The following is an 18,910-nucleotide window of genomic DNA, read 5'->3' on the forward strand; positions in this document are numbered from 1 at the left end:
AACCCCGCGTCTCATAGCCCGCTTTCGATGGCCAGATCCTCCACCCGAGCCCCCCGGCGTTCACCTGCTCGCGCTAAACGCCGCCCGGACCGCCGAAGGCGCTGGTTGGCAGGGATAACCGCTCTCTTTTTGCTGGTTGGCGCGGGCTATGTCGCCTACCTCAATCACGTCATCGTCAGCCAGTTCGAAGACAAGCGCTTCGAACTGCCGGCGCGTGTCTTCGCAAGCCCGGTGCAGCTTTACGCTGGCCGACGTATGTCGTCGGCGGATCTTGCTCAGGCGCTCGCGCTGCTGCACTACAGCGCGCATTCAGGGGCGCCACGGGCGCATACCTATCAAGTCTTGGGCGACGGTTATCTTGTGCATACCCGCGGTTTCGATTCGCCGGATGGGAACGAGCCTTCGCGTTTGCTGCGCGTGCGTTTCGACGGCGGACGTATTGCCTCGCTGGACGATGCCACGAGCGGTCAGCCGGTAGCGCTTGCCCGCTTGGCACCGTTGCTGATTGCCAAGATCTATCCGCGTAGCCACGAAGACCGGATTCTGGTGCGCATGAGCGAGATGCCGCCTCTCTTGCCCAAGGCGCTGGTGGCGGTGGAAGATCGGCGTTTCTACGAGCACCACGGCGTCGACCCGGTGGCCATCGGGCGGGCATTGGTGGCCGATATTCGCGCGCGGCGCTTCGTGCAGGGCGGCAGTACGCTGACGCAACAACTGGTCAAGAATTTCTTCCTGAACAACCAACGTAGCCTCTGGCGCAAATTCAACGAGGCGATCATGGCCGTCCTGCTGGAGACGCATTACAGCAAAGCGGAAATCCTTGAAACTTACCTCAACGAGGTTTATCTGGGGCAGCAGGGCAGTCGCGCGATACACGGCGTGGGACTGGCCAGCGAGTTCTATTTCGATCGACAGGTGCAGCAGCTCGACACGGCCCAGGTTGCCCTACTGGTGGCAATGGTGCGTGGACCGACCTATTACGATCCTAGGCGGCATCCGCAGCGTGCGCTCAAACGTCGCAATCTGGTACTCGCGGAAATGGCCGAGGCGGGCCTTCTCAGCCCCGCACAAGCGCAGGCGGCGCAAGCGAGTCCGTTGGGCGTGGTGACCGAACCGGTGTCGGGGATCACGCCGTTTCCCGCCTTTCTCGATCTGGTTGAGGCGCAGCTCGCCCGCGACTACCGTGCCGAGGACCTGCGTACCGAGGGTCTGCTGATCTATACCACCTTGCGTCCGTTGGTCCAGCTACGTGCGCAGCAGGCCGTGAGCACCGGGCTCCGGCGTATCGAGCATGGTCGTGACCTGCGCCCTGACACCCTGGAGGCCGCCGCCGTGATTACCTCGGTTGCGGATGGCGAGGTACTGGCGCTGATTGGCGGGCGTCGTGACGTGGCCGGATTCAATCGTGCCCTGGATTCCCGTCGCTCGATCGGTTCATTGTTCAAGCCAGCCATCTATCTGGCGGCGCTCGAACGTCCTCAGCGGGATACGCTTGCAACGTTGCTTGACGACAGCCCGTTGACCGTCACCTACGGCAACGGTCAGCAATGGTCGCCGGTGAACTACGATCGTCGATACCACGGCAAGGTCACGTTGATGGATGCGCTGGTCCACTCCTACAACGTCCCGAGTGTGCGCCTCGGCCTCTCGGTCGGCCTTGGCAAGGTCATCGACATGGCCCATCGGCTGGGTATCACACAGCCCATCGACGCCTATCCAGCCGCCTTACTGGGAGCTGCCGCCGTACCGCCGATCGAGATGGCGCAGATGTACCAGACCATCGCCGCAGGCGGTTACCGGGCACCACTGCGCGCGATTCAGACGGTGGTCAATCCCCGTGGTGAGAAGCTTCAGCGCTATCCTCTGCACATCGAGCAGGTGGCCGACGGCAAGTCCGACTATCTGCTGATCGCAGCGCTGCACGAAGTCACGCGCAGGGGCACGGCGGCATCGTTGCAGACCTTGTTGCCGGGCCTGGCGCTGGCGGGCAAGACGGGTACCACGAATGACCTGCGCGACAGCTGGTTTGCAGGTTTCGGTGGGCGCGAAGTCACCGTGGTCTGGGTGGGACGCGACGACAATCAACCGACCGGACTGACAGGATCGACCGGCGCGCTGCCACTGTGGGCGGGTATCATGGGCGCTATACACGCCTCGCCATTACAGATGACCCAACCGACCGATGTCGAATGGCAAACTATCGACCCCGTGAGTGGGCAGCGCCTTGCCGCGACTTGTCCGGGTGCCGAATGGATGCCCTTCGTCAAGGGTAGCGTGCCGAGCGGTGAAGCTCAGTGTCGGGCAGGCGCATTACGCCAGGCTATCGAATGGTTCAAGGGATTGATGCAATGAGAAATACCAGAATCGTGGTGATGCTGTCGGCACTGACCCTGTTGGGCGGTTGCGCGACGCCTACGCTCAGGACAGGGCAGCCGCCTGCGCTCCCGCCAGCGGAACGCGCCCCCCCGGGCGGTATGCGCACACCACAGTCAGCGGCAGCACCGGCCGCATTACCGCCCGCGGCGTTGGCTCTGGCACGGGATGCCGATCGAGCAGCCGATCGGCGCGACTGGGGAGTAGCCGCGCGCGATCTTGAACGGGGACTCAACATCGCACCCCACAGCGCGCTGTTGTGGCAGCGGTTGGCGGCGGTGCGTTACAGCCAGGGGCACTACAGACAGGTTGAGGCACTGGCGCACAAATCGAATGCGCTGGCCGGCGAAGATGTGGCTATCCGGCGCATCAACTGGCGCATGATCGCCGCCGCGCGTGTGGCCCTGGGTGATCGCCGAGGTGCCGAGGAGGCCACGCGCCGTGCCGCCACACTCAGACCTTGAGGCCGTTGTGCAGGCCGTAACGTCAGAAGCGCTGCGTCAGACAGTCGGTGCCCTGTTCGAGGCGAATGGAGCGTTGGCCGCCGCGATGCCAGGCTTCGTGCCTCGACCGCAGCAGCGGACGATGGCGGAGGCCGTGGCCGAAGCGCTGAGCGAGAACGAAACACTGGTGGTTGAGGCCGGGACGGGCGTCGGCAAGACCCTGGGTTACTTGCTTCCGGCGGTAGCCAGTGGCGGCAAGGTCATTGTTTCCACCGGCACCAAGAACCTTCAGGATCAACTCTTTCGCAAGGATCTGCCGGTGGTGCGCGGTGTCCTGAGGCGGGAAGTGGATGCCTGCCTGCTCAAGGGGCGGGCGAACTACCTGTGCCTCTACCGGCTCAAGCAGTACGCCGACTTCAGTGCGGGGCAGGGCAATGCCGATGCCGGCGACGTGCAACGCATCCAGTCCTGGTCGCATCGCACGCGCGATGGCGATATCGCCGAACTGGCTAGCGTGCCGGAGGAGGCTCTGGTCTGGTCGCGCGTGACTTCAACCGCCGATAACTGCCTCGGGCAGGAATGCCCCGATTACAGCGAATGCCACGTCGTGCAGGCGCGTCGGCGGGCGCAGGAAGCGGATGTGGTGGTGATCAACCATCATTTGTTTTGTGCCGATCTGGCGCTTAAGGAAGAGGGCGTGGGGGAGATTCTGCCGAGCGCCAATGCCTTCATCCTCGACGAGGCGCACCAGCTGCCGGAAGTCGCGACCCAGTTTTTCGGTATGAGCGTGGGCAGCCGCCAACTGTCAGAGCTGGCCCGCGACGCGATCGCCGCGCAGCTGGCCGAGGCTTCCGATCAACCGGAGCTGCGCGAGCGCGCCCAGGCGCTCGAATATGCCGTGCGTGGTCTGCGTGCCTTGCTCGGCACCGAGGGGCAGCGTGGCGGCTGGGATGCGATTGCCGGAGAGGAGGCGAACGCGGGGTTGTCGGCCGTGATCGAGGCCCTCGCAGTTTTACAGGCGGGTCTGGAGCAGATAGCCGAACGCGGCAAGGCGTTGCAAGCCTTGGCGCGGCGTGCCCAGGCGCTGCACGAGCGTATCGAGTTGTTTCTTGAGCCGGATGATGCCGTGATCCGTTGGTATGAGACCTATCAGCGCAGCTTCGCGCTCAATCTCACACCGCTGGATATCGCCGGCACCTTCGCCAAACACAAGGCGCGCTATCCGGCAGCCTGGATCTTCACCTCGGCGACGCTGGCCATTGGCGAGGATTTCCGCCACTTTACCGCCCAACTCGGTCTGGGCCAGTCGAAGACCCTGAGACTGGGTAGCCCTTACGACTTTGCTCGTCAGGCCTGTATTTATCGCCCCGAGGGGTTGCCGGCGCCTAATGCGCCGCATTATACCGAGGCCATGGTGCGTGCCGTCAGACCGGTGATCGATGCGAATCCGGGCGGGACCTTCATCCTATTTACCAGTCACCGGGCGTTGCAGATTGCCGCCGGCCTGCTGCAGGACTTGGGCGAGCGGCCCTTGCTGGTACAGGGTAGTGCCTCGCGACGCGAGCTGATCGAGCGCTTCCGCGAGGCGGGTAACGCGGTGCTTCTGGGCGCACAGAGTTTCTGGGAAGGCGTCGATGTACAGGGGGCGGCCCTGTCGTGTGTGGTCCTCGATCGTCTGCCCTTCGCCGCGCCCGATGACCCATTGCTCAAGGCGCGCGCGGAGGCGATCACTGCGCGTGGCGGCAATCCCTTTCGTGAACAGCATTTGCCGCGTGCGGTGATCGCCTTCAAACAGGGTATCGGCCGGCTGATCCGTGACAGCCATGATCGCGGGGTACTCGTGCTCTGCGATCCTCGGCTCGGACAGATGAGTTATGGACGGGTATTTCTCAACAGCCTGCCACCGGCACCGATGGTGCGCCGGATCGAGGCGGTGCAGGCTTTTTTTGCCGCGAGCGATCCGGTTCAAGCGGAGATCTGTCAGTGAAATTGCTCGCCATCGATACATCAACCGATGCCTGCTCGGTGGCTCTCGGGCTGGGTGAGGCGGTACTCGAACGGCATCAGGTGGCGCCTCGCGAGCATACCAAGCTGGTATTGCCGATGGTTTCGGAACTGCTTGCGGAGGCGGGTATCGGGCTGGTTGATCTCGATGCCTTGGTGCTTGGCCGCGGGCCGGGTGCCTTTACCGGTCTGCGTATCGCCGCTGGTGTGGTGCAGGGGTTGGCATTTTCCGCCGATCGCCCGGTTGTTCCGGTATCCACGCTGGCGATGCTGGCCCAACCCTGGATCGAAAAAGGGCATGCGGCCGTGATTGCGGCGCTGGATGCGCGCATGGGTGAGCTTTACTGGGGAGGCTTCAAAGCCGATGCGCAGGGTTTGGCGGTACTGGCTGGCGAGGAGGCGGTGTTACCGCCTTCCGCGGCGTATCTGCCCGAGGCAGGGCACTGGGTCGGCGTTGGACCGGGGTTCGCCGCTTATGCAGATGCCTTGTCCGGATGGGTGGGTGTCGAGGTCGTCGATAGCCTCGCGTTGCCGCGCGCGCGCCACGCTTTGCGGCTGGCCGCGCGCGACTTCGCTGCAGGTCTTGCCGTGCCGGCTGAAGGTGCGCAACCGGTTTATCTACGTAATCGCGTGGCGCAGACCATAGCGGAACGCGGTTAGAGCGCGATCAGAGCGCGCCCGGCACTGTGTAGCAATCCGCGGTGGCGTAGTTCGTTCAGACAGGTTTCCACCGAATACAAGGAACCAATCAGCAGATAACGGCCCTCGGCGTTTAGCGCATGTACGTCGACATCGGCCGGGCAGTGCGGATGGGCACCATCGGTCAGCTGAATGGTCGTGGTGGCTCGTAGCGTGGGTTCGTCGTGCGGTAGCAGAACGATTTCGCGGACCGACTCCAGGCGGCGCAGATGTCGCATCAGCAGCTTCGCCTTGCGCTCAGAGGCGGCGAATCCAAGCAGGATGGCGGCTTCACCCGGTTGCTCGGTCTCGCTGTTCTGCACAAGCTGCAGGGAAATCGCCCAATAGGTGCAGACAGCGCTGATCCGCGCCAATACGCCAGTGCGGTCCTCCACGCGTATGCGCAGTACCCAGCGGATCGTGCTCATGCTGCGGCCTCCCATTCACGCAATTTATCGGTGACACCGCGACCCACGGCGCAGAGTTGGGCATGTTCGTCGTCGTCGAGCGGTAGCGGATTGACCGTCACCCAACCCTGATGGCCGACCAGTACAGGTACCCCGATCACGGTGTCGAGTCCAAGCCATTCGCCCTTGAGGGCCACCTGGGCAGCCATCACGGTTTGATGCCCTGAAAGCACTACACGCAGCATGTCGACGGTGGCGTTGGCCGTGGCGACGGCGGTTTTGGCGCCCGAATAGTGTGTGGCGAAGGGGCCGAGCCCGACCCGCAGGTCGGCGGGCAGCGTGCCGATATGGCGAAATGCCTCGCCCAGATCGCCTGCCTCGATCAGTGCACGTATGCCCTTCGTCTCATTTGCAAGGGTATCGGGGTAACCGGCAGACGTAAGGCCACGGCGCAGTCGCCTACGCAGCTGATCGGTTTCCTCCGGGTCGAAACCGTGCAAGCGTAGTGATGACCAAGTGGGTACAAGACCGCTGCCATGCTCGCCGAGCATATAGGCCTCCACGCGTTGACGTGCGAGCCCGAGTTCGCCAGCGATTTCGCGTCGAAAGCGGAGGGTGTCCTGATAGGCGCCCATGCCGAAGACACGACGTCTGCCCAAGTGATGAGCGAAGATCGACACGCCCAGCTCCACCGGATTACTGACCACGATGACCAGTTCATGACCGTGGCCGTGACGTGCGATTGCCTGCGCGTAGGTTTCGAACAAGGTGCGGTTGGCGATTGCCAGTGCGTCGCGCGTCATGGGCGTGCGACTATCCGTTGGCAGGGTGACGCCAGCGGCAAATACGATGACTTCCGCTGCGATTTCCTCTGGCGACAAGGTAATGTCGAGCTCGGGTGCCGCTTCGAAGAAGGCATCGCGAATATCGGCTACCATGCCGCGAAGGCGGGCTTCGGCAGGCGGTCGCCCGACCAGTTGGACACGATCCATAGGACCGACAAGCCCCTTGAGTATGAGTTGTACCACGACCTGGTGTCCGGTGAGGCCGGTGGCCCCAATCACGGCGATATTCATTTTGATGCGCCCCCTTGCGACAGGTCCGCTATATAGCAATATGCGGGCCAAGCTGGGAAGTCAGTGGGCGGGTGCCGAATGAGATCTCGGCGGTGGAGGGTGCGCTGCAGGTGCTTGTTTTCAGGGCGCGCGCGCCAAAATCGTGCGCAGCGATGAATTGACTCACTGGAATAAGCCCGTTCACCGGGCGTCTTTAAGCTATGCCGGTCGTTAGATAAACCGCCCGGCCTTACCCACCGATGGAGAATGTCATGAAGCTGTTCGTATCCATGGCCCTTCTGGGCTTCACCTTGGTCGTGGCCACCGTCGCGCGTGCTGATAATTTGCCGGAGTTCCCCGGTATCGAATCGGTGCCTATCACACCCGATATGAACTACGGTGGTTTCTTCAAATCGCATCAGCCGGTCAAGCTGGTGTTCGGTGTGGCAAATCCAGGTGCCCAGCTCAAGGAATCACTGATCAATACCGCAGCGACGGTACGCTATCTCAAGAGCAAGGGCTACCGTTACGAGATTCAGATCGTGCTGTACGGCCGGGCGGTGCTGACGGCGGATCAATGGAAGCAGGAATACAGTAGTTACAGTGCGCAGTTCCAGGCACTGCACGAGCAGGGTGTGCAGTTTCGCGTCTGTCACAATTCGATGTATAGCCTGCACGTCAAGGCCGACGACATCTACCCGTACATGAAAATCGTACCGGCCGGCATTCTGCAATTGACCAAAAAGCAGATGCAGGGCTTTGCCTATATCAGCAATCGCTGAACGTTATCCGCTGTTATGTCGGAATCGCCGGGCGGGGGCGGTTCCGACATGCATCCCATGACGAGCTCCCCGATCTGGGCCAACGCCACAATTTCGCGTTAGCTTGGCACTAAAAACCTTGTAAACTCCGCAATGGGGTCGATAAGCCGGCCAGGCCTGTCAGGCTTGGAGTACCTGCATTTGCGCACGTATTCTGGCAAGGTTTTGAAACGTACTCGGGTTATATATAAAGGTCGATCCTGATGACTGGGTACCCCGCCAGACCGTCACGGAGTGTCCTGATAACGAGCCATAAATAATCATGGACCATGATGTTGCTCCCGCTCTGGCTGCTTTGCTGGGTCGTGTGAACAAGCTGCCGACGTTGCCTTCGGTAGCCTTGCGTGTGCTGGAACTCGGTGAGGATCCCTATGCCGGTATTGGCGAAATCACCGAGGTGGTGGCCAATGACCCGGTACTCAGCGCCAAGTTGCTCAAGGCCGCGAACTCGCCACTTTATGCGATGCGTCGCCAGGTCGACAATCTCCGACAGGCGATTAGCGTGCTGGGCTTCAATGCGGCACTGACGTTGGCACTGTCGTTTTCGCTGGCCCCCGAATCCGACGCTGGCCCGCTTGACAAGCTGGCCTACTGGCGACGCTCGCTGCTCGCTGCAGTAGGGGCGCGCGTGATCGCCGAACAGGCGCATATCAACGAGGCAAGCAAATGTTTTGTCGGCGCATTGCTTCAAGATATCGGCATGCTGGTACTGGAGAAGGCCCATACGGAAAGTTATGCAGACATGCTTGTCGCGTGCGACAGTCATGAGGCGCTGGTGTTGGCCGAGCGTCAGGCCTTTGGCTTCGACCATGCGGTGGTGGGAGCGGCTCTGCTGGAAAATTGGCGCTTGCCTGAGTGTGCCTGGCGCGCGGTTGCCGGTAGCCACGATCTGACCCTGAGTAGCAAGGCTGCGCAGCCTTCTGGCATTGCCTGTTGTGTCTATCTATCCGGTTTGTTATCCGACCGCTGGATTCACTCCGATCGGGTCGATACGCTGGATGAGCGATTTGCTGATCAGGCCCATGTGGTATTGGGTCTGGATCAGGCCGCCTGCGAGGCCGTTATCGCTCATATGGATGAGGTGCTCCCGCATTACGCCGGGTTGTTCGAGGTGGAGCTTGTCCTCAACGAGGATCGCGCATCGTATCTGATCGATGAGGCACGCGAGGTTTTGGTGTTACGCAATCTCCGCACCCTCCAGGAGGCGTCCGAATATAAACAACGCACGGAGATGCTGGAGTCGCGGAACCGTCAGCTTGAGGCGCGCGCCTATATCGATCCACTGACGGGCCTGCTCAATCGTGCCCGACTCAATCAAGTACTTGAACAGGAATTCCATGCAGCCATTGCCGGTGGCTGGCCCTTGTCGCTGGGATTCGTCGATCTCGACCATTTCAAGCGGATCAACGATACCTATGGACACCAGATTGGCGATCAGGTGCTGATCACCGTATCGCGGGTTTTGCAGGCACAGGTACGTCAAGCGGACATTGCGGCGCGTTACGGCGGCGAGGAATTCGTGCTGGTGTTTCCCGGAACCGAGGAGATCAAGGCCTTCGATCTTCTGGAACGCTTGCGTAGGACGGTGGCCGCCGAGATACATCGGGCCGACGGCGCCGATATCGTGGTCACGACCTCTCTGGGTCTGGCCACCTTCTCGGGCAATTTGGCCGATAGCGAGTTCGGCACGCCGGAGGAGCTGATCCGAGCAGCCGACCGCGCGCTCTACGCGGCTAAACGCGAAGGGCGCAATCGCACGGTAATCTATCGCCGAGCCGAGGATTGAGTACGGATATCAAAGCTCCCAGCGATGTTTCAGGTCGAGCGGTGCCTGAACAGCCAGCCGGCACCGGCCAGGCAGCCCACGCCAATCAACGCCATCGGCCAGAACTGATTCCATAGCAGTGAGAATGAGGCACCTTCGAGAAAGACGCCGCGCAACACGGCCATGAAATAGCGCAGGGGGTCGAGCAGGGTGATGTATTGCACGGCCAGCGGCATATTGGCGATGGGGGTGGCGAAGCCAGAGAGAATCACGCCCGGTACCAGGAACATGAAGGCGCCCAGCAGCGCCTGTTGCAGCGTGGTCGCTAGCGAGGAAATCATCAGCCCCACGCCACTGGCCGAGAGCAGGAACAGGAACAGACCGGTATAGAGGGTCAACAGATGGCCACGCAGCGGCACACCGAACCATACGATCGCGACGATCACGATCAGAGTCGCCTCGAACAGTCCGATGAGCAGGCCGGGAAGGGCCTTGCCGATGAGGATTTCAATGGGGCGAAGTGGCGTGACCAGTAATTGATCGAAGGTCCCTTGTTCACGTTCGCGCGCTACGGATAGAGCGGTGACCATCATCACGACCACCATCATCAGCAGACCCACAATGCCGGGGACGATGAACCACCGGCTTTCGAGATTCGGATTGAACCAAGCACGTGTCACGAGTCGGAGCGGCATTTGTGCGTGCGCATGCGTTCGCAACCAGTCGCGATTGAAGGTGTCGACAATGCCGCGAGCGTAGTTCAGGGCGATCAATGCGGTATTCGAATTGCGCCCATCGATGATGAGTTGCACATCGGCTGGTCGTCCGCTGAGCAGTTTGCGCGAAAAATCTGCGCCGATGTTGAGTACCATGAGGGCTTGTTCGCTGTCGACCAGGCGCGCCAGCGCGGCGTGATTGTGAGGTCGGGCGACGATCTGGAAATTCGGCGAACCGCTAAAGCGTGCGATCAGCATCTGGGCCGCATGTCCCCCATCCTGGTCATATACGGCCAACTTCACATGATTCAGGTCAAAGGTGGCCGCATAGCTGAATACGATCAGCTGAATCAGTGGTGGAATGACGATAAGCGCACGTTCCCTAGGATCGCGCAGAAGCGTCAGAAATTCCTTGATGACCAGGGCCAGAATCCGATTCCACATGCTCACTCCAGCCGCTTATTCATGCGCAGTCGACTCACGCCGATGAAAAATGTCGCCATGATCGCCAGGGCCAGGGCATTGGGCAAAATGACGGACCAGACGTTGCCGGCGAGAAACAGGGTTTGCAGGATGGCGACGAAGTAGCGGGCCGCGACCAAATGGGTGAGCCACTGCAGCCAATTCGGCATGCTGTTGATGTCGAAGATGAAACCCGAGAGCAGAAAGGCCGGTAGAAAGGTCGTGATGATGGCCACCAGCGCAGCGACGAACTGGTTGCGGGCAATCACGGAAATGAGCAATCCCATGCCGAGTGCGGCCAACAGGAAGAGCGCTGCGCAGAACACCAAAACGATCAGGCTGCCGCGAAGCGGTACGTTGAACAACCATAATGCCATGACCAGCGAGAGGACCATGCCGCCCATGCCGAGGATGAAGTAGGGGATCAGCTTGCCCAACAGGATTTCGCGCAGGTTGACGGGCGTGACCATGAGCGCTTCCAGCGTGCCGCGCTCCCATTCCCGAGCCATGACGAGGGCGGTGAGCAGCGCGCCGATCAACGTCATGATGACGGCCACCAGTCCGGGTACGAGATAGTCGCGACTGCGTACCTCGCTGTTGAACCAGATCCTGGGTATCAGGGTGACCGGCATGCTCGATTCCCGGCCATGGATCTGCTGGTAGCGGGTCAGCCAGTCCTGTACGGTGGCGCCGACGTAACCTTGGACGATACGCGCCTTATTGGCGTCCACGCCGTTGACGATGAGCTGTATGGCAAGTGGGCGATGGGTCAGCAGACGCGCTGGAAAGTCGTCCTGGAGGTGCACGATGGCATCGATGCGGTGCGCCATCAGCGCCTCGCGCGCGCGCGCCATGTTTGCGTACTGGGTGGGTTTGAAATACGCGGAATGGCGGAAGGCGCCGACGAGGCTTTCCGACTGTGGCGTAGCCGCTCCGGTCACGAAACCGATCGGCACGTGATTGGCGTCGAGGGAAACGCCGTAGCCAAACAGCAGCAGTAGCACGATCGGCATCAGAAAGGCGATCGCGATGCTCGACGGGTCGCGCAGAATCTGCAGGCTTTCCTTACGGATCAGGCCGCGCAGGTGCATGCGTCGTTGCGAGCGTCTGCTTTCAGGCGCCATCGCGGTGCCCTGCGGTTAATTGGGTGAGGGTAATAAAGGCGTCTTCCATGCTCGGTTGCGGGTGTTGAGGCGTCGCTGCACGGGCGCGGATCGCCTGCGGCGTCCCGGCAGTCAGAATGCCACCCTGCGCCATGATGATCAGGCGGTCGCAGTATTCCGCTTCGTCCATGAAATGGGTGGTCACCATAATGGTTACACCGCTGTCGGCGAGTGCGTTGATCCGTGCCCAGAAGGCGCGTCGCTCCAGCGGGTCGACGCCCGAGGTGGGTTCGTCGAGAAACAGAATATCGGGTTCGTGCATCAGGGCGCAGGCCATTGCCAGACGCTGTTTGTAACCCAATGGCAGGTCACGCGCCGAGGCCTGCCGCCAATTATCCAGGCGGAAATCCTCAATGGCCCAGTCGATGCGTGTCCGTTGCCTGTTTCCGCTCAGGCCATAGCTGCGTGCGAAAAACCGAAGATTTTGCATCACGCTCAGTTCCCCGTAGAGGGAGAAGCGTTGGGCCATATAACCGATGCGTGCACGCGCTTCGGCTGCCGCATGCCTCAGGTTCAGGCCGGCAACCGCAAGCCGCCCCCCGCTGGGCGGGAGTAACCCGCAGAGCATGCGAAAAGTTGTGGACTTGCCTGCGCCATTGGCGCCGAGGAGACCGAATATTTCCCCTCTATGCACTTCGAAATCGATTCCGCGAACCGCATAAAAGTCACCGAAGCGACGGGTGAGCCCACTGACCGAGATCACGGCATCATGGGTTTGCTGCTTGGATTGGAGATTCGGTATGGGTAGTTGACTCACGGCCTTCCGGCCACGGCTCAGACGTTCAATGAAGGCGTCTTCGAAGCGGGGAGGAATCGGTTCCCAGCTAGCATCGGGAATTATCGGCGGTCTGTATCCTTGCGCCATAATGACCCGCACGCCATCGCGCTCGATGACGGCATCGATGACATCCTCGCGCCTTTGCAGCATGACCTGCAGGTGACGCCTAAGCATATTAGGGCGTTGTACGAGGAAGGTACGGTCCTTGAGCTGGTCGCTGAAGCTCTGGGGTGTTCCCTGTCCGAGTATTTGCCCTTCGTGCAGCAGGACGACTTCTGCGCAGCGCTCGGCTTCGTCCAGATAGGCAGTGGACAACAGCATGCTCATGCCGTGAGTTTCCACCAGCTTGTATACGATGGCCCAGAGTTCGCGGCGGGAAACGGGGTCCACGCCCACGGTGGGTTCATCGAGCAGCAGCAGCGCGGGTGGGCGCAGCAGGGTACAGGCCAACCCCAGTTTCTGTTTCATACCGCCCGACAGCTTGCCGGCGAGCCGCTGCATGAAGGGCGTCAGCCCGGTCATGCCGAGCAGCTCTTCGTTACGCGCGGCGCGCGCCTGTTCGGGCACGCCTTGCAATTCGGCATAGAGTTGCAGGTTTTCGGCGACCGTCAGATCTTCGTAGAGGCCGAAACGTTGTGGCATGTAGCCGATCGTTGCCTGTACGGTGAGCGGGTCGCGAACGACGTCGATGCCGAGCACTCGGATCTGTCCCGCATCTGGTCTGAGCAGTCCTGCGAGCAGACGCATCAGGGTAGTCTTGCCGGCACCGTCTGGGCCGATTAGGCCGATAATGCGCCCGCGCGGCAGTTGCAGCTTGATGTCGCGCAGGGCTTCGACGATTTGGCCGCCGGAGATGAAGCGCTTGCTCACGCCGACCAGCGAGAGCGCCTCTTCGGCATTCAAGGTTTGGCCGATTGCTGGCACGGGTCGCCGTGACTGCTCACGCTGGGTGCGCCGGGTAGGATATGTACCGTTGTGGGCATGCCGAGGCGGAGCTGGTTATCCGGATTACAGACGAATACCCTGACCTGATAGACGAGGGAAGTCCGTAATTGTGGGGTTTCAACCGTCTTGGGCGTGAATTCGGCGGTAGGTGAAATATAGCCGACCCAGGCCTTGAATCGCTTGCCTGGGAAGCTGTCGCTGCTGACCCATGCCGTCTGTCCCGGATGCACCTGGCCGAGGTTGGGTTCGTCCACGTAGGCCCGTACCCAGAGTGGCCGGGTCAGTGCGAGTGCATAAACGGGTTGTTGTGGCGAGGCCATGTCGCCGGGCTCAAGAATACGGGTACGGATGATGCCATCCGCCGGCGCCAACAGGCGCGTGTCGGTGAGCTGCTGCTGGGCGAGCGCTTCGCCCGCCATGGCGGCGTTCAAGGTGGCTCTGGCGGCGCTGATCGTCTCCGTACGCGGACCTGCGAGCGCCAGGTTCAGAGAGGCCTGCAGCGCCTGGAGTTGGGCGGTGGCCGCTTGGTAGGCGGCACGAGCGGTGTCCAGATCCTGAGGCGGACTGGCCTTTTGGCGAGCCAGGCGGACGATACGATCGTAAGTGCTTTTGCGCAGCTGCAGGGTTGATTTGGAGGAGGCGACCTCCGCCTTGAGTTTGGCAATGTCTTCGTGACGGCTACCGGCGAGCAGACTGTTGAGGTGGGCGTCGGCCTCTTGCACCAGCGCGTGCGCGCGATCCACCGCGAGCCGATAGCGACGGTCGTCCAGGGTGCCGAGCACCTCGCCCTGCCGTACGGCCTGACCTTCGAGGGCGGACAGGTTCTGGATGCGGCCCTCATCGTTGAAGGCGAGCTGTACTTCTCGGATATCGACGTTGCCGTAGAGCGTGAGCCCCTCTTGTGCAGCGGAGGGATGCTCATAGGTTTTGATGACGAATAGTGCGATAACCACCAGGAGCAACAGTGCGAGGATCACTCCCCATCGCATGGCTCGAATCGCGGGCATATCATGGCTCCAAGTGATCGGGTACGGTCACTATATAAGATATTCGGGCGACTGCGGGCAATCCTGCCTCTTCGTGGATGTGTTTAGTCAGGGGTTTGTTCCGATTGGCTGATGACGCGACGTCCAGCCCATTGCATTAAAAGTAGTATGCTCATGAGCGCCAATCCATAGGTCAGTATCTGGATGCCCATCGGGCGGTCATTGTAGCCGACCAGTATATGAAGCAGTGTGCCTGCCCAACTGCCTTGATTCAGCCAGCCGGAGCTGTCCCAGATTTGTTGTCCCAATGCAGGCAACAGACCTGCCTGGTTCAGCAACCCTGCGGCATTGGCTGCCAGCCCTGCAGCCAACAACAGGATCATCCAGCCGGTGATACGGAAAAAGTGCCTGATCGGGATCGCTAGCAGACCTCGGTATAGCGTGAGGCCGAGCAGCATGCCGCCGCCGAGGCCGAGTAGCGCGCCGCCGGCAAGCAATCCAGTCGAACTGCCACTGACCGATAGGCTGTATAGGAACAGCGCAGTCTCCGACCCCTCTCGCATGACCGCGAGGCCGGCCACCAATGCAATTGCGGATAACGGCTTGAGTCCCACTCCGACGTCGTGTCCGAGCCGTTTCATCTGCTTCGAGAGCGTCTTGCCATGGGCACTCATCCATACGTTGTGCCATGCCAGCATGATCACTGCGGACAGTAGGATTGCCGCGTTGAGCAACTCCTGTCCACGGCCCTCGACAGCATTGGCAATACTGCCAGCAAAAGTGGCAACGCAAACGGCGCCGAGCAATCCTCCGAGCAGTCCGCCCATGATCCAGCGGCCGCGATTGGCGACGCCACGGCTGGCACTCATGATGATAGAGACGACCAGCGCGGCTTCGAGCACTTCTCGGAATACGATCAGAGCAGCGGCAAGCATGAAAACCTCCTAACGGACTATAAGGGTACCTTGAGCGGTATCCTCGTGAAATTCACCAAAGAATCGATAGCGGCCTTCGCGCAGGGGCCGATCCATACACTGGCTTTGGTGTGTCCGGGAATTATTTTTTCACGTTTGAGATCATGGCTTTCGAACTCTTCGGCAGTCGCGTCACGATTATCGATGATTAGCTTGATGCGCTCGTTCGCAGGGATGCTTATCTCCGTAGGATGGAAGCGATGCTGCTCAATGACCAACGTGTATTCGGAAGTGGCCGCGTAGATGGGAGTAGCGAAGGCGAGCAGGATCATATATAGGAGCGATTTATTCATCGGTAAGATCTCCGGCGTGATTTATTGGTGGAAATACATAAGATAATGCAAATAAGAATGATTCGCAATAATGATTTTGGGCTATTCAGAACTGAACGGTCGTATTGGGTGCCTCGTGGACGGGGCAGCGCACGTTCAGGCGTGACGTTTCTCAAATAGTCAGACAACGGCAGATGCGCCAAGGCATAGGGATACTCAAGGCAGGAGGTTAAGGTGATCGAGGCACAAATCGACACGGGTTTTGAGTCGCCAAGTGCATTCAGAGGGGCCTTCGCGAAGTTGCTTGGCCAGGCGCCGGGTGATTTCGCGCCCAACGCCCGCCTCCTGGCCGATTGGATCGAGACGCCACTGGGTGCCATGGTTGCGGTCAGCGACAGGCATAGTCTGCAGCTGCTTGAATTCGTCGATCGCCGGGCGTTACCGAGCGAATTACGACAATTGAGGAACCGGGTAAACGGATCGCTTGGTTTTGGCCGACCAGACCCGACGGAGCAGGTGGCCGATGAACTTGGTCGCTACCTGGTCGGGGAGGGTGCCGAGTTTACGACGCCGATCAGCCTGCACGGCAGTGCGTTTACCCAGCGGGTTTGGCGTGTGTTGCAGGAAATTCCGCCAGGTCACACCCGTAGCTACAGCGAGGTGGCTCGCATAATTGGGCAACCGACCGCGATTCGTGCAGTCGCGCGCGCAAATGGGGCAAATCAACTGGCAATCGTCATCCCGTGCCATCGGGTGATCGGGGCCGATGGCTCACTGACCGGGTATGGCGGCGGACTATGGCGAAAGCAACGATTGATCGAGCTTGAACGGGCCTATCGCTGAGTTTGCCGGTGCTCGGGCAAGGGCATAAGCCTGCGTATTGGGCGCAAGACTGAAAACGCGAAGGTCGGTGCATTTGCCCATATTTTGGTGTGCCCGTTACCGATTTTCTGTCCGTCGGTACTTCGGCCTGCGCGCCTATCGGGAGCCCACCCCGGAGGGCGGGCGTGGGAAGTGCGCTTATTGCGAGATAAGGCCGGCAGCCTGGCGCTGGTCGGCGGCGATGCCGGTCCAGTCAATGTCGCCCTGGCCACCGGCGAGCATGCGCAGGAATCGGTCACCGAGCAGGGACGCTAGCGGCATTGGCATTTCGGCCGCGCGCGCGGCGTCTTGGACCAGGCGCATGTCCTTGGCGCCGAGGCGTAAGGTGAAGCCGGGTGGCGTGAAGCGCTGCTCGACGATGGCCTTGCCGTAATTTTGATAGATCGGGCAGGCAAACAGTGTTTGCGTGAGCAACTGATGGACGGCATCAGCGTCGACGCCGTGTTTTTCGGCCAACGAATAGGCTTCGCTCATCGCCTCGATGGCCGAGGCGATGAGGAAATTGCCGGCGAGCTTGGTGACGTTCGCGGCAGCTGGGTCATCGCCGAACTCGTACACCCCCTGGCCCATGGCTGCGAGCAGGGTTTCGAGTCGTGTGCGTGCCGAGGCGGGGCCGGAAAGGCAGAGCCAGAGCTTGCCGGCGCGCGCGGCGTCTGGCCGGCCGAATACCGGGCAGGCGACGTAGTCCACGCCGTGGGCCTTGTGCCGTTCGGCGAGGCGGGTTGCGGTGGCCGGGCCGAGCGTGCTCATCGACAGATGGAGTCCACCTGGCCCCAGGCGCGCCAGTAGCTGATCGTCGAAAAGGCCTTCGACTGCGGCATCGTCGGCCAGCATGCTGATCACGATGCCGCCTTTGGTGGCGGTGTCGGCTGGATGGTTTGCGATACGGGCGCCCGCGTCGGCAAGCGGGCGCGCCTTATCCTGCGTACGGTTGTAGACGACGAGGGACTGGCCGGATTCGAGTAGACGCGTGGCCATGCCCAGCCCCATCTGGCCGAGTCCGATGAATCCGACCGTGTTTTCGGCTTGTGTAGTCATACAGACTTCTCCGATTGTGTGATGAAGCCTAACGGGGTTGTGCGCGCTGGTACTGCAGAGGCCATGCGACCTCCGCGCCGAGCGCGTGGGCCGCGTGCAGTGGCCAATAAGGATCGCGTAGCAGTTCGCGCGCCAAGAGCACGGCGTCGGCCTGGCCGGTGACCAGAATGTGCTCCGCCTGCGCGGGCTCCGTGATCAGGCCGACGGCGCCGGTGGCGATTTCGGCCTGATTGCGCACGACTTGCGCGAATGGGGTTTGGAAGCCGGGGGCGACGGGAATGCGCGCATCCGGCGTGAGACCACCACTGGAACAGTCGATCAGGTCGATACCGGCTTCGCGTAGCCAGATGGAAAGTTGCACGGACTGCGCCAGATCCCATCCGTCGTCGACCCAGTCGCTGGCCGAGATACGCACGAAGACCGGCAGCTCGTCGGGCCATTCGGCACGCACGGCACGGGCGATTTCCAATGGCAGCCGGGCACGGTGTTCGAGGGTGCCACCCCAGGCGTCGTCGCGCTTGTTCGACAGTGGTGAGAGAAAGCTGTGCAGCAGGTAGCCGTGCGCCATGTGCAGCTCGACCACGTCGAAGCCGGCTTGGCGCGCGAGCCTCGTCGAGGCGACGAACTGCGCCTTAATGCGTTCGATGTCGGACTCGTCGAGGGCGTGCGGCTCGGTGTGCGCAGGAGAGAAGGCCAGCGCGCTGGGTGCGTCAGGGATCCAACCGTTGCCGGCATCGGACGGAATCGGGTGGCCACCACGCCAGGGCACGTCGGTGGAGGCCTTGCGGCCGGCGTGCGCGATCTGCACGGCGGGGACCGAACCCTGTGCGCGGATGAAGTCGGTGATCCGGCGATAGGCCGTCGCCTGTGCCTCGTTCCAGAGGCCGCTGTCGTGGGGGTGATGCGCCCTTCGGGACAGACGGCACTGGCCTCGACCATGACCAGCCCGGCACCGCCGACCGCACGGCTGCCAAGATGAACCATGTGCCAGTCGTTGGGCAGGCCGTCTTCGCTGGAGTATTGGCACATCGGCGAGACGAAAATGCGGTTGGGGACGGTCAGTCCACGCAGAGTGAGCGGTGCGAAAAGTCGGGTATCCATGGTGCTCCTGAATCGTTGGGGAGGCTCTGCCGCCCCCCATTGACGGG

16 protein-coding genes and 2 pseudogenes are annotated in these 18,910 nt (G+C 61.4%); 7 read left to right on the forward strand and 11 right to left on the reverse strand.

The window, feature by feature from the left end; translation table 11 throughout:
• Nucleotides 1-105: 105 nt before the first annotated feature.
• From mrcB to tsaB, 4 genes are read left to right on the forward strand one after another with little or no spacing between them, the layout of a single operon-like run.
• Nucleotides 106-2,352 carry a penicillin-binding protein 1B gene (gene mrcB, locus BI364_RS06530; protein ID WP_233279592.1) on the forward strand — a complete coding sequence of 749 codons (2,247 nt, stop codon included), beginning with the start codon at nt 106-108 and terminating at the stop codon, nt 2,350-2,352.
• Nucleotides 2,349-2,837: a hypothetical protein gene (locus BI364_RS06535; protein WP_083251201.1), complete on the forward strand. Its 489-nt coding sequence runs from the start codon at nt 2,349-2,351 to the stop codon at nt 2,835-2,837. The genes mrcB and BI364_RS06535 overlap by 4 nt, the downstream gene beginning before the upstream one ends.
• A complete protein-coding gene (locus BI364_RS06540) occupies nt 2,815-4,803 on the forward strand; it encodes an ATP-dependent DNA helicase (RefSeq protein WP_322111772.1) in 1,989 nt (662 codons plus the stop codon). Before BI364_RS06535 ends, BI364_RS06540 begins: the two co-directional genes overlap by 23 nt.
• A complete protein-coding gene (tsaB, locus tag BI364_RS06545) occupies nt 4,800-5,480 on the forward strand; it encodes a tRNA (adenosine(37)-N6)-threonylcarbamoyltransferase complex dimerization subunit type 1 TsaB (protein ID WP_070078045.1) in 681 nt (226 codons plus the stop codon). The genes BI364_RS06540 and tsaB overlap by 4 nt, the downstream gene beginning before the upstream one ends.
• Here the strand turns inward: tsaB and BI364_RS06550 are convergent.
• Nucleotides 5,477-5,926, reverse strand: a complete 450-nt coding sequence (locus tag BI364_RS06550; RefSeq protein WP_070078046.1) for an ACT domain-containing protein — start codon at nt 5,924-5,926, stop codon at nt 5,477-5,479. The two genes, tsaB and BI364_RS06550, sit on opposite strands and share 4 nt — an antisense overlap.
• Nucleotides 5,923-6,981 (reverse strand): malate dehydrogenase, encoded by a 1,059-nt coding sequence (locus tag BI364_RS06555; RefSeq protein ID WP_070078047.1) that lies wholly within the window; start codon nt 6,979-6,981, stop codon nt 5,923-5,925. Before BI364_RS06555 ends, BI364_RS06550 begins: the two co-directional genes overlap by 4 nt.
• 251 nt (nt 6,982-7,232) lie before the next feature.
• Between BI364_RS06555 and BI364_RS06560 the strand changes: the two genes are divergently transcribed.
• Nucleotides 7,233-7,742 (forward strand): DsrE family protein, encoded by a 510-nt coding sequence (locus BI364_RS06560; protein WP_197495915.1) that lies wholly within the window; start codon nt 7,233-7,235, stop codon nt 7,740-7,742.
• Nucleotides 7,743-8,043: 301 nt separating this feature from the next.
• Complete coding sequence (locus tag BI364_RS06565) at nt 8,044-9,567, forward strand: sensor domain-containing diguanylate cyclase (RefSeq protein ID WP_070078049.1); 1,524 nt, start codon at nt 8,044-8,046, stop codon at nt 9,565-9,567.
• Between the two features lie 29 nt (nt 9,568-9,596).
• Here the strand turns inward: BI364_RS06565 and BI364_RS06570 are convergent, their stop codons facing one another.
• The 7 genes and pseudogenes from BI364_RS06570 to BI364_RS06595 all read right to left on the reverse strand — a co-directional run.
• Entirely contained in the window at nt 9,597-10,706 is a 1,110-nt protein-coding gene (locus BI364_RS06570) for an ABC transporter permease (RefSeq protein WP_070078050.1), read from the reverse strand.
• Nucleotides 10,707-10,708: 2 nt separating this feature from the next.
• Nucleotides 10,709-11,848 (reverse strand): ABC transporter permease, encoded by a 1,140-nt coding sequence (locus BI364_RS06575; protein WP_083251203.1) that lies wholly within the window; start codon nt 11,846-11,848, stop codon nt 10,709-10,711.
• The gene (locus BI364_RS06580; RefSeq protein ID WP_070078051.1) at nt 11,838-13,568 is read right to left on the reverse strand and encodes an ATP-binding cassette domain-containing protein; all 1,731 of its coding nucleotides are present in this window, start codon (nt 13,566-13,568) and stop codon (nt 11,838-11,840) included. The genes BI364_RS06575 and BI364_RS06580 overlap by 11 nt, the downstream gene beginning before the upstream one ends.
• Nucleotides 13,565-14,617 (reverse strand): efflux RND transporter periplasmic adaptor subunit, encoded by a 1,053-nt coding sequence (locus tag BI364_RS06585; protein ID WP_156782643.1) that lies wholly within the window; start codon nt 14,615-14,617, stop codon nt 13,565-13,567. The genes BI364_RS06580 and BI364_RS06585 overlap by 4 nt, the downstream gene beginning before the upstream one ends.
• Before the next feature lie 83 nt (nt 14,618-14,700).
• On the reverse strand, nt 14,701-15,531 hold the full coding sequence (locus tag BI364_RS06590) for an FTR1 family iron permease (protein ID WP_070078053.1): 831 nt from the start codon (nt 15,529-15,531) through the stop codon (nt 14,701-14,703).
• 9 nt (nt 15,532-15,540) lie between these two features.
• Nucleotides 15,541-15,627, reverse strand: a complete 87-nt coding sequence (locus BI364_RS19120; RefSeq protein WP_407639351.1) for a cupredoxin domain-containing protein — start codon at nt 15,625-15,627, stop codon at nt 15,541-15,543.
• Nucleotides 15,624-15,863, reverse strand: a pseudogene (locus BI364_RS06595) (cupredoxin domain-containing protein); the annotation flags it as partial. The pseudogene BI364_RS06595 and the gene BI364_RS19120, both read right to left, overlap by 4 nt.
• A 213-nt stretch (nt 15,864-16,076) precedes the next feature.
• Between BI364_RS06595 and BI364_RS06600 the strand changes: the two are divergent.
• Nucleotides 16,077-16,685 carry a methylated-DNA--[protein]-cysteine S-methyltransferase gene (locus BI364_RS06600; protein ID WP_070078054.1) on the forward strand — a complete coding sequence of 203 codons (609 nt, stop codon included), beginning with the start codon at nt 16,077-16,079 and terminating at the stop codon, nt 16,683-16,685.
• A gap of 177 nt (nt 16,686-16,862) precedes the next feature.
• On the opposite strand, the gene BI364_RS06605 is transcribed toward BI364_RS06600, so the two are convergent.
• The gene (locus BI364_RS06605; RefSeq protein WP_070078055.1) at nt 16,863-17,762 is read right to left on the reverse strand and encodes an NAD(P)-dependent oxidoreductase; all 900 of its coding nucleotides are present in this window, start codon (nt 17,760-17,762) and stop codon (nt 16,863-16,865) included.
• A gap of 28 nt (nt 17,763-17,790) precedes the next feature.
• A pseudogene (locus tag BI364_RS06610) lies at nt 17,791-18,863 on the reverse strand (NADH:flavin oxidoreductase/NADH oxidase).
• Nucleotides 18,864-18,910 lie beyond the last annotated feature (47 nt).

Source organism: Acidihalobacter yilgarnensis (genome assembly GCF_001753245.1).
Classification (GTDB): Bacteria; Pseudomonadota; Gammaproteobacteria; order DSM-5130; family Acidihalobacteraceae; genus Acidihalobacter; species Acidihalobacter yilgarnensis.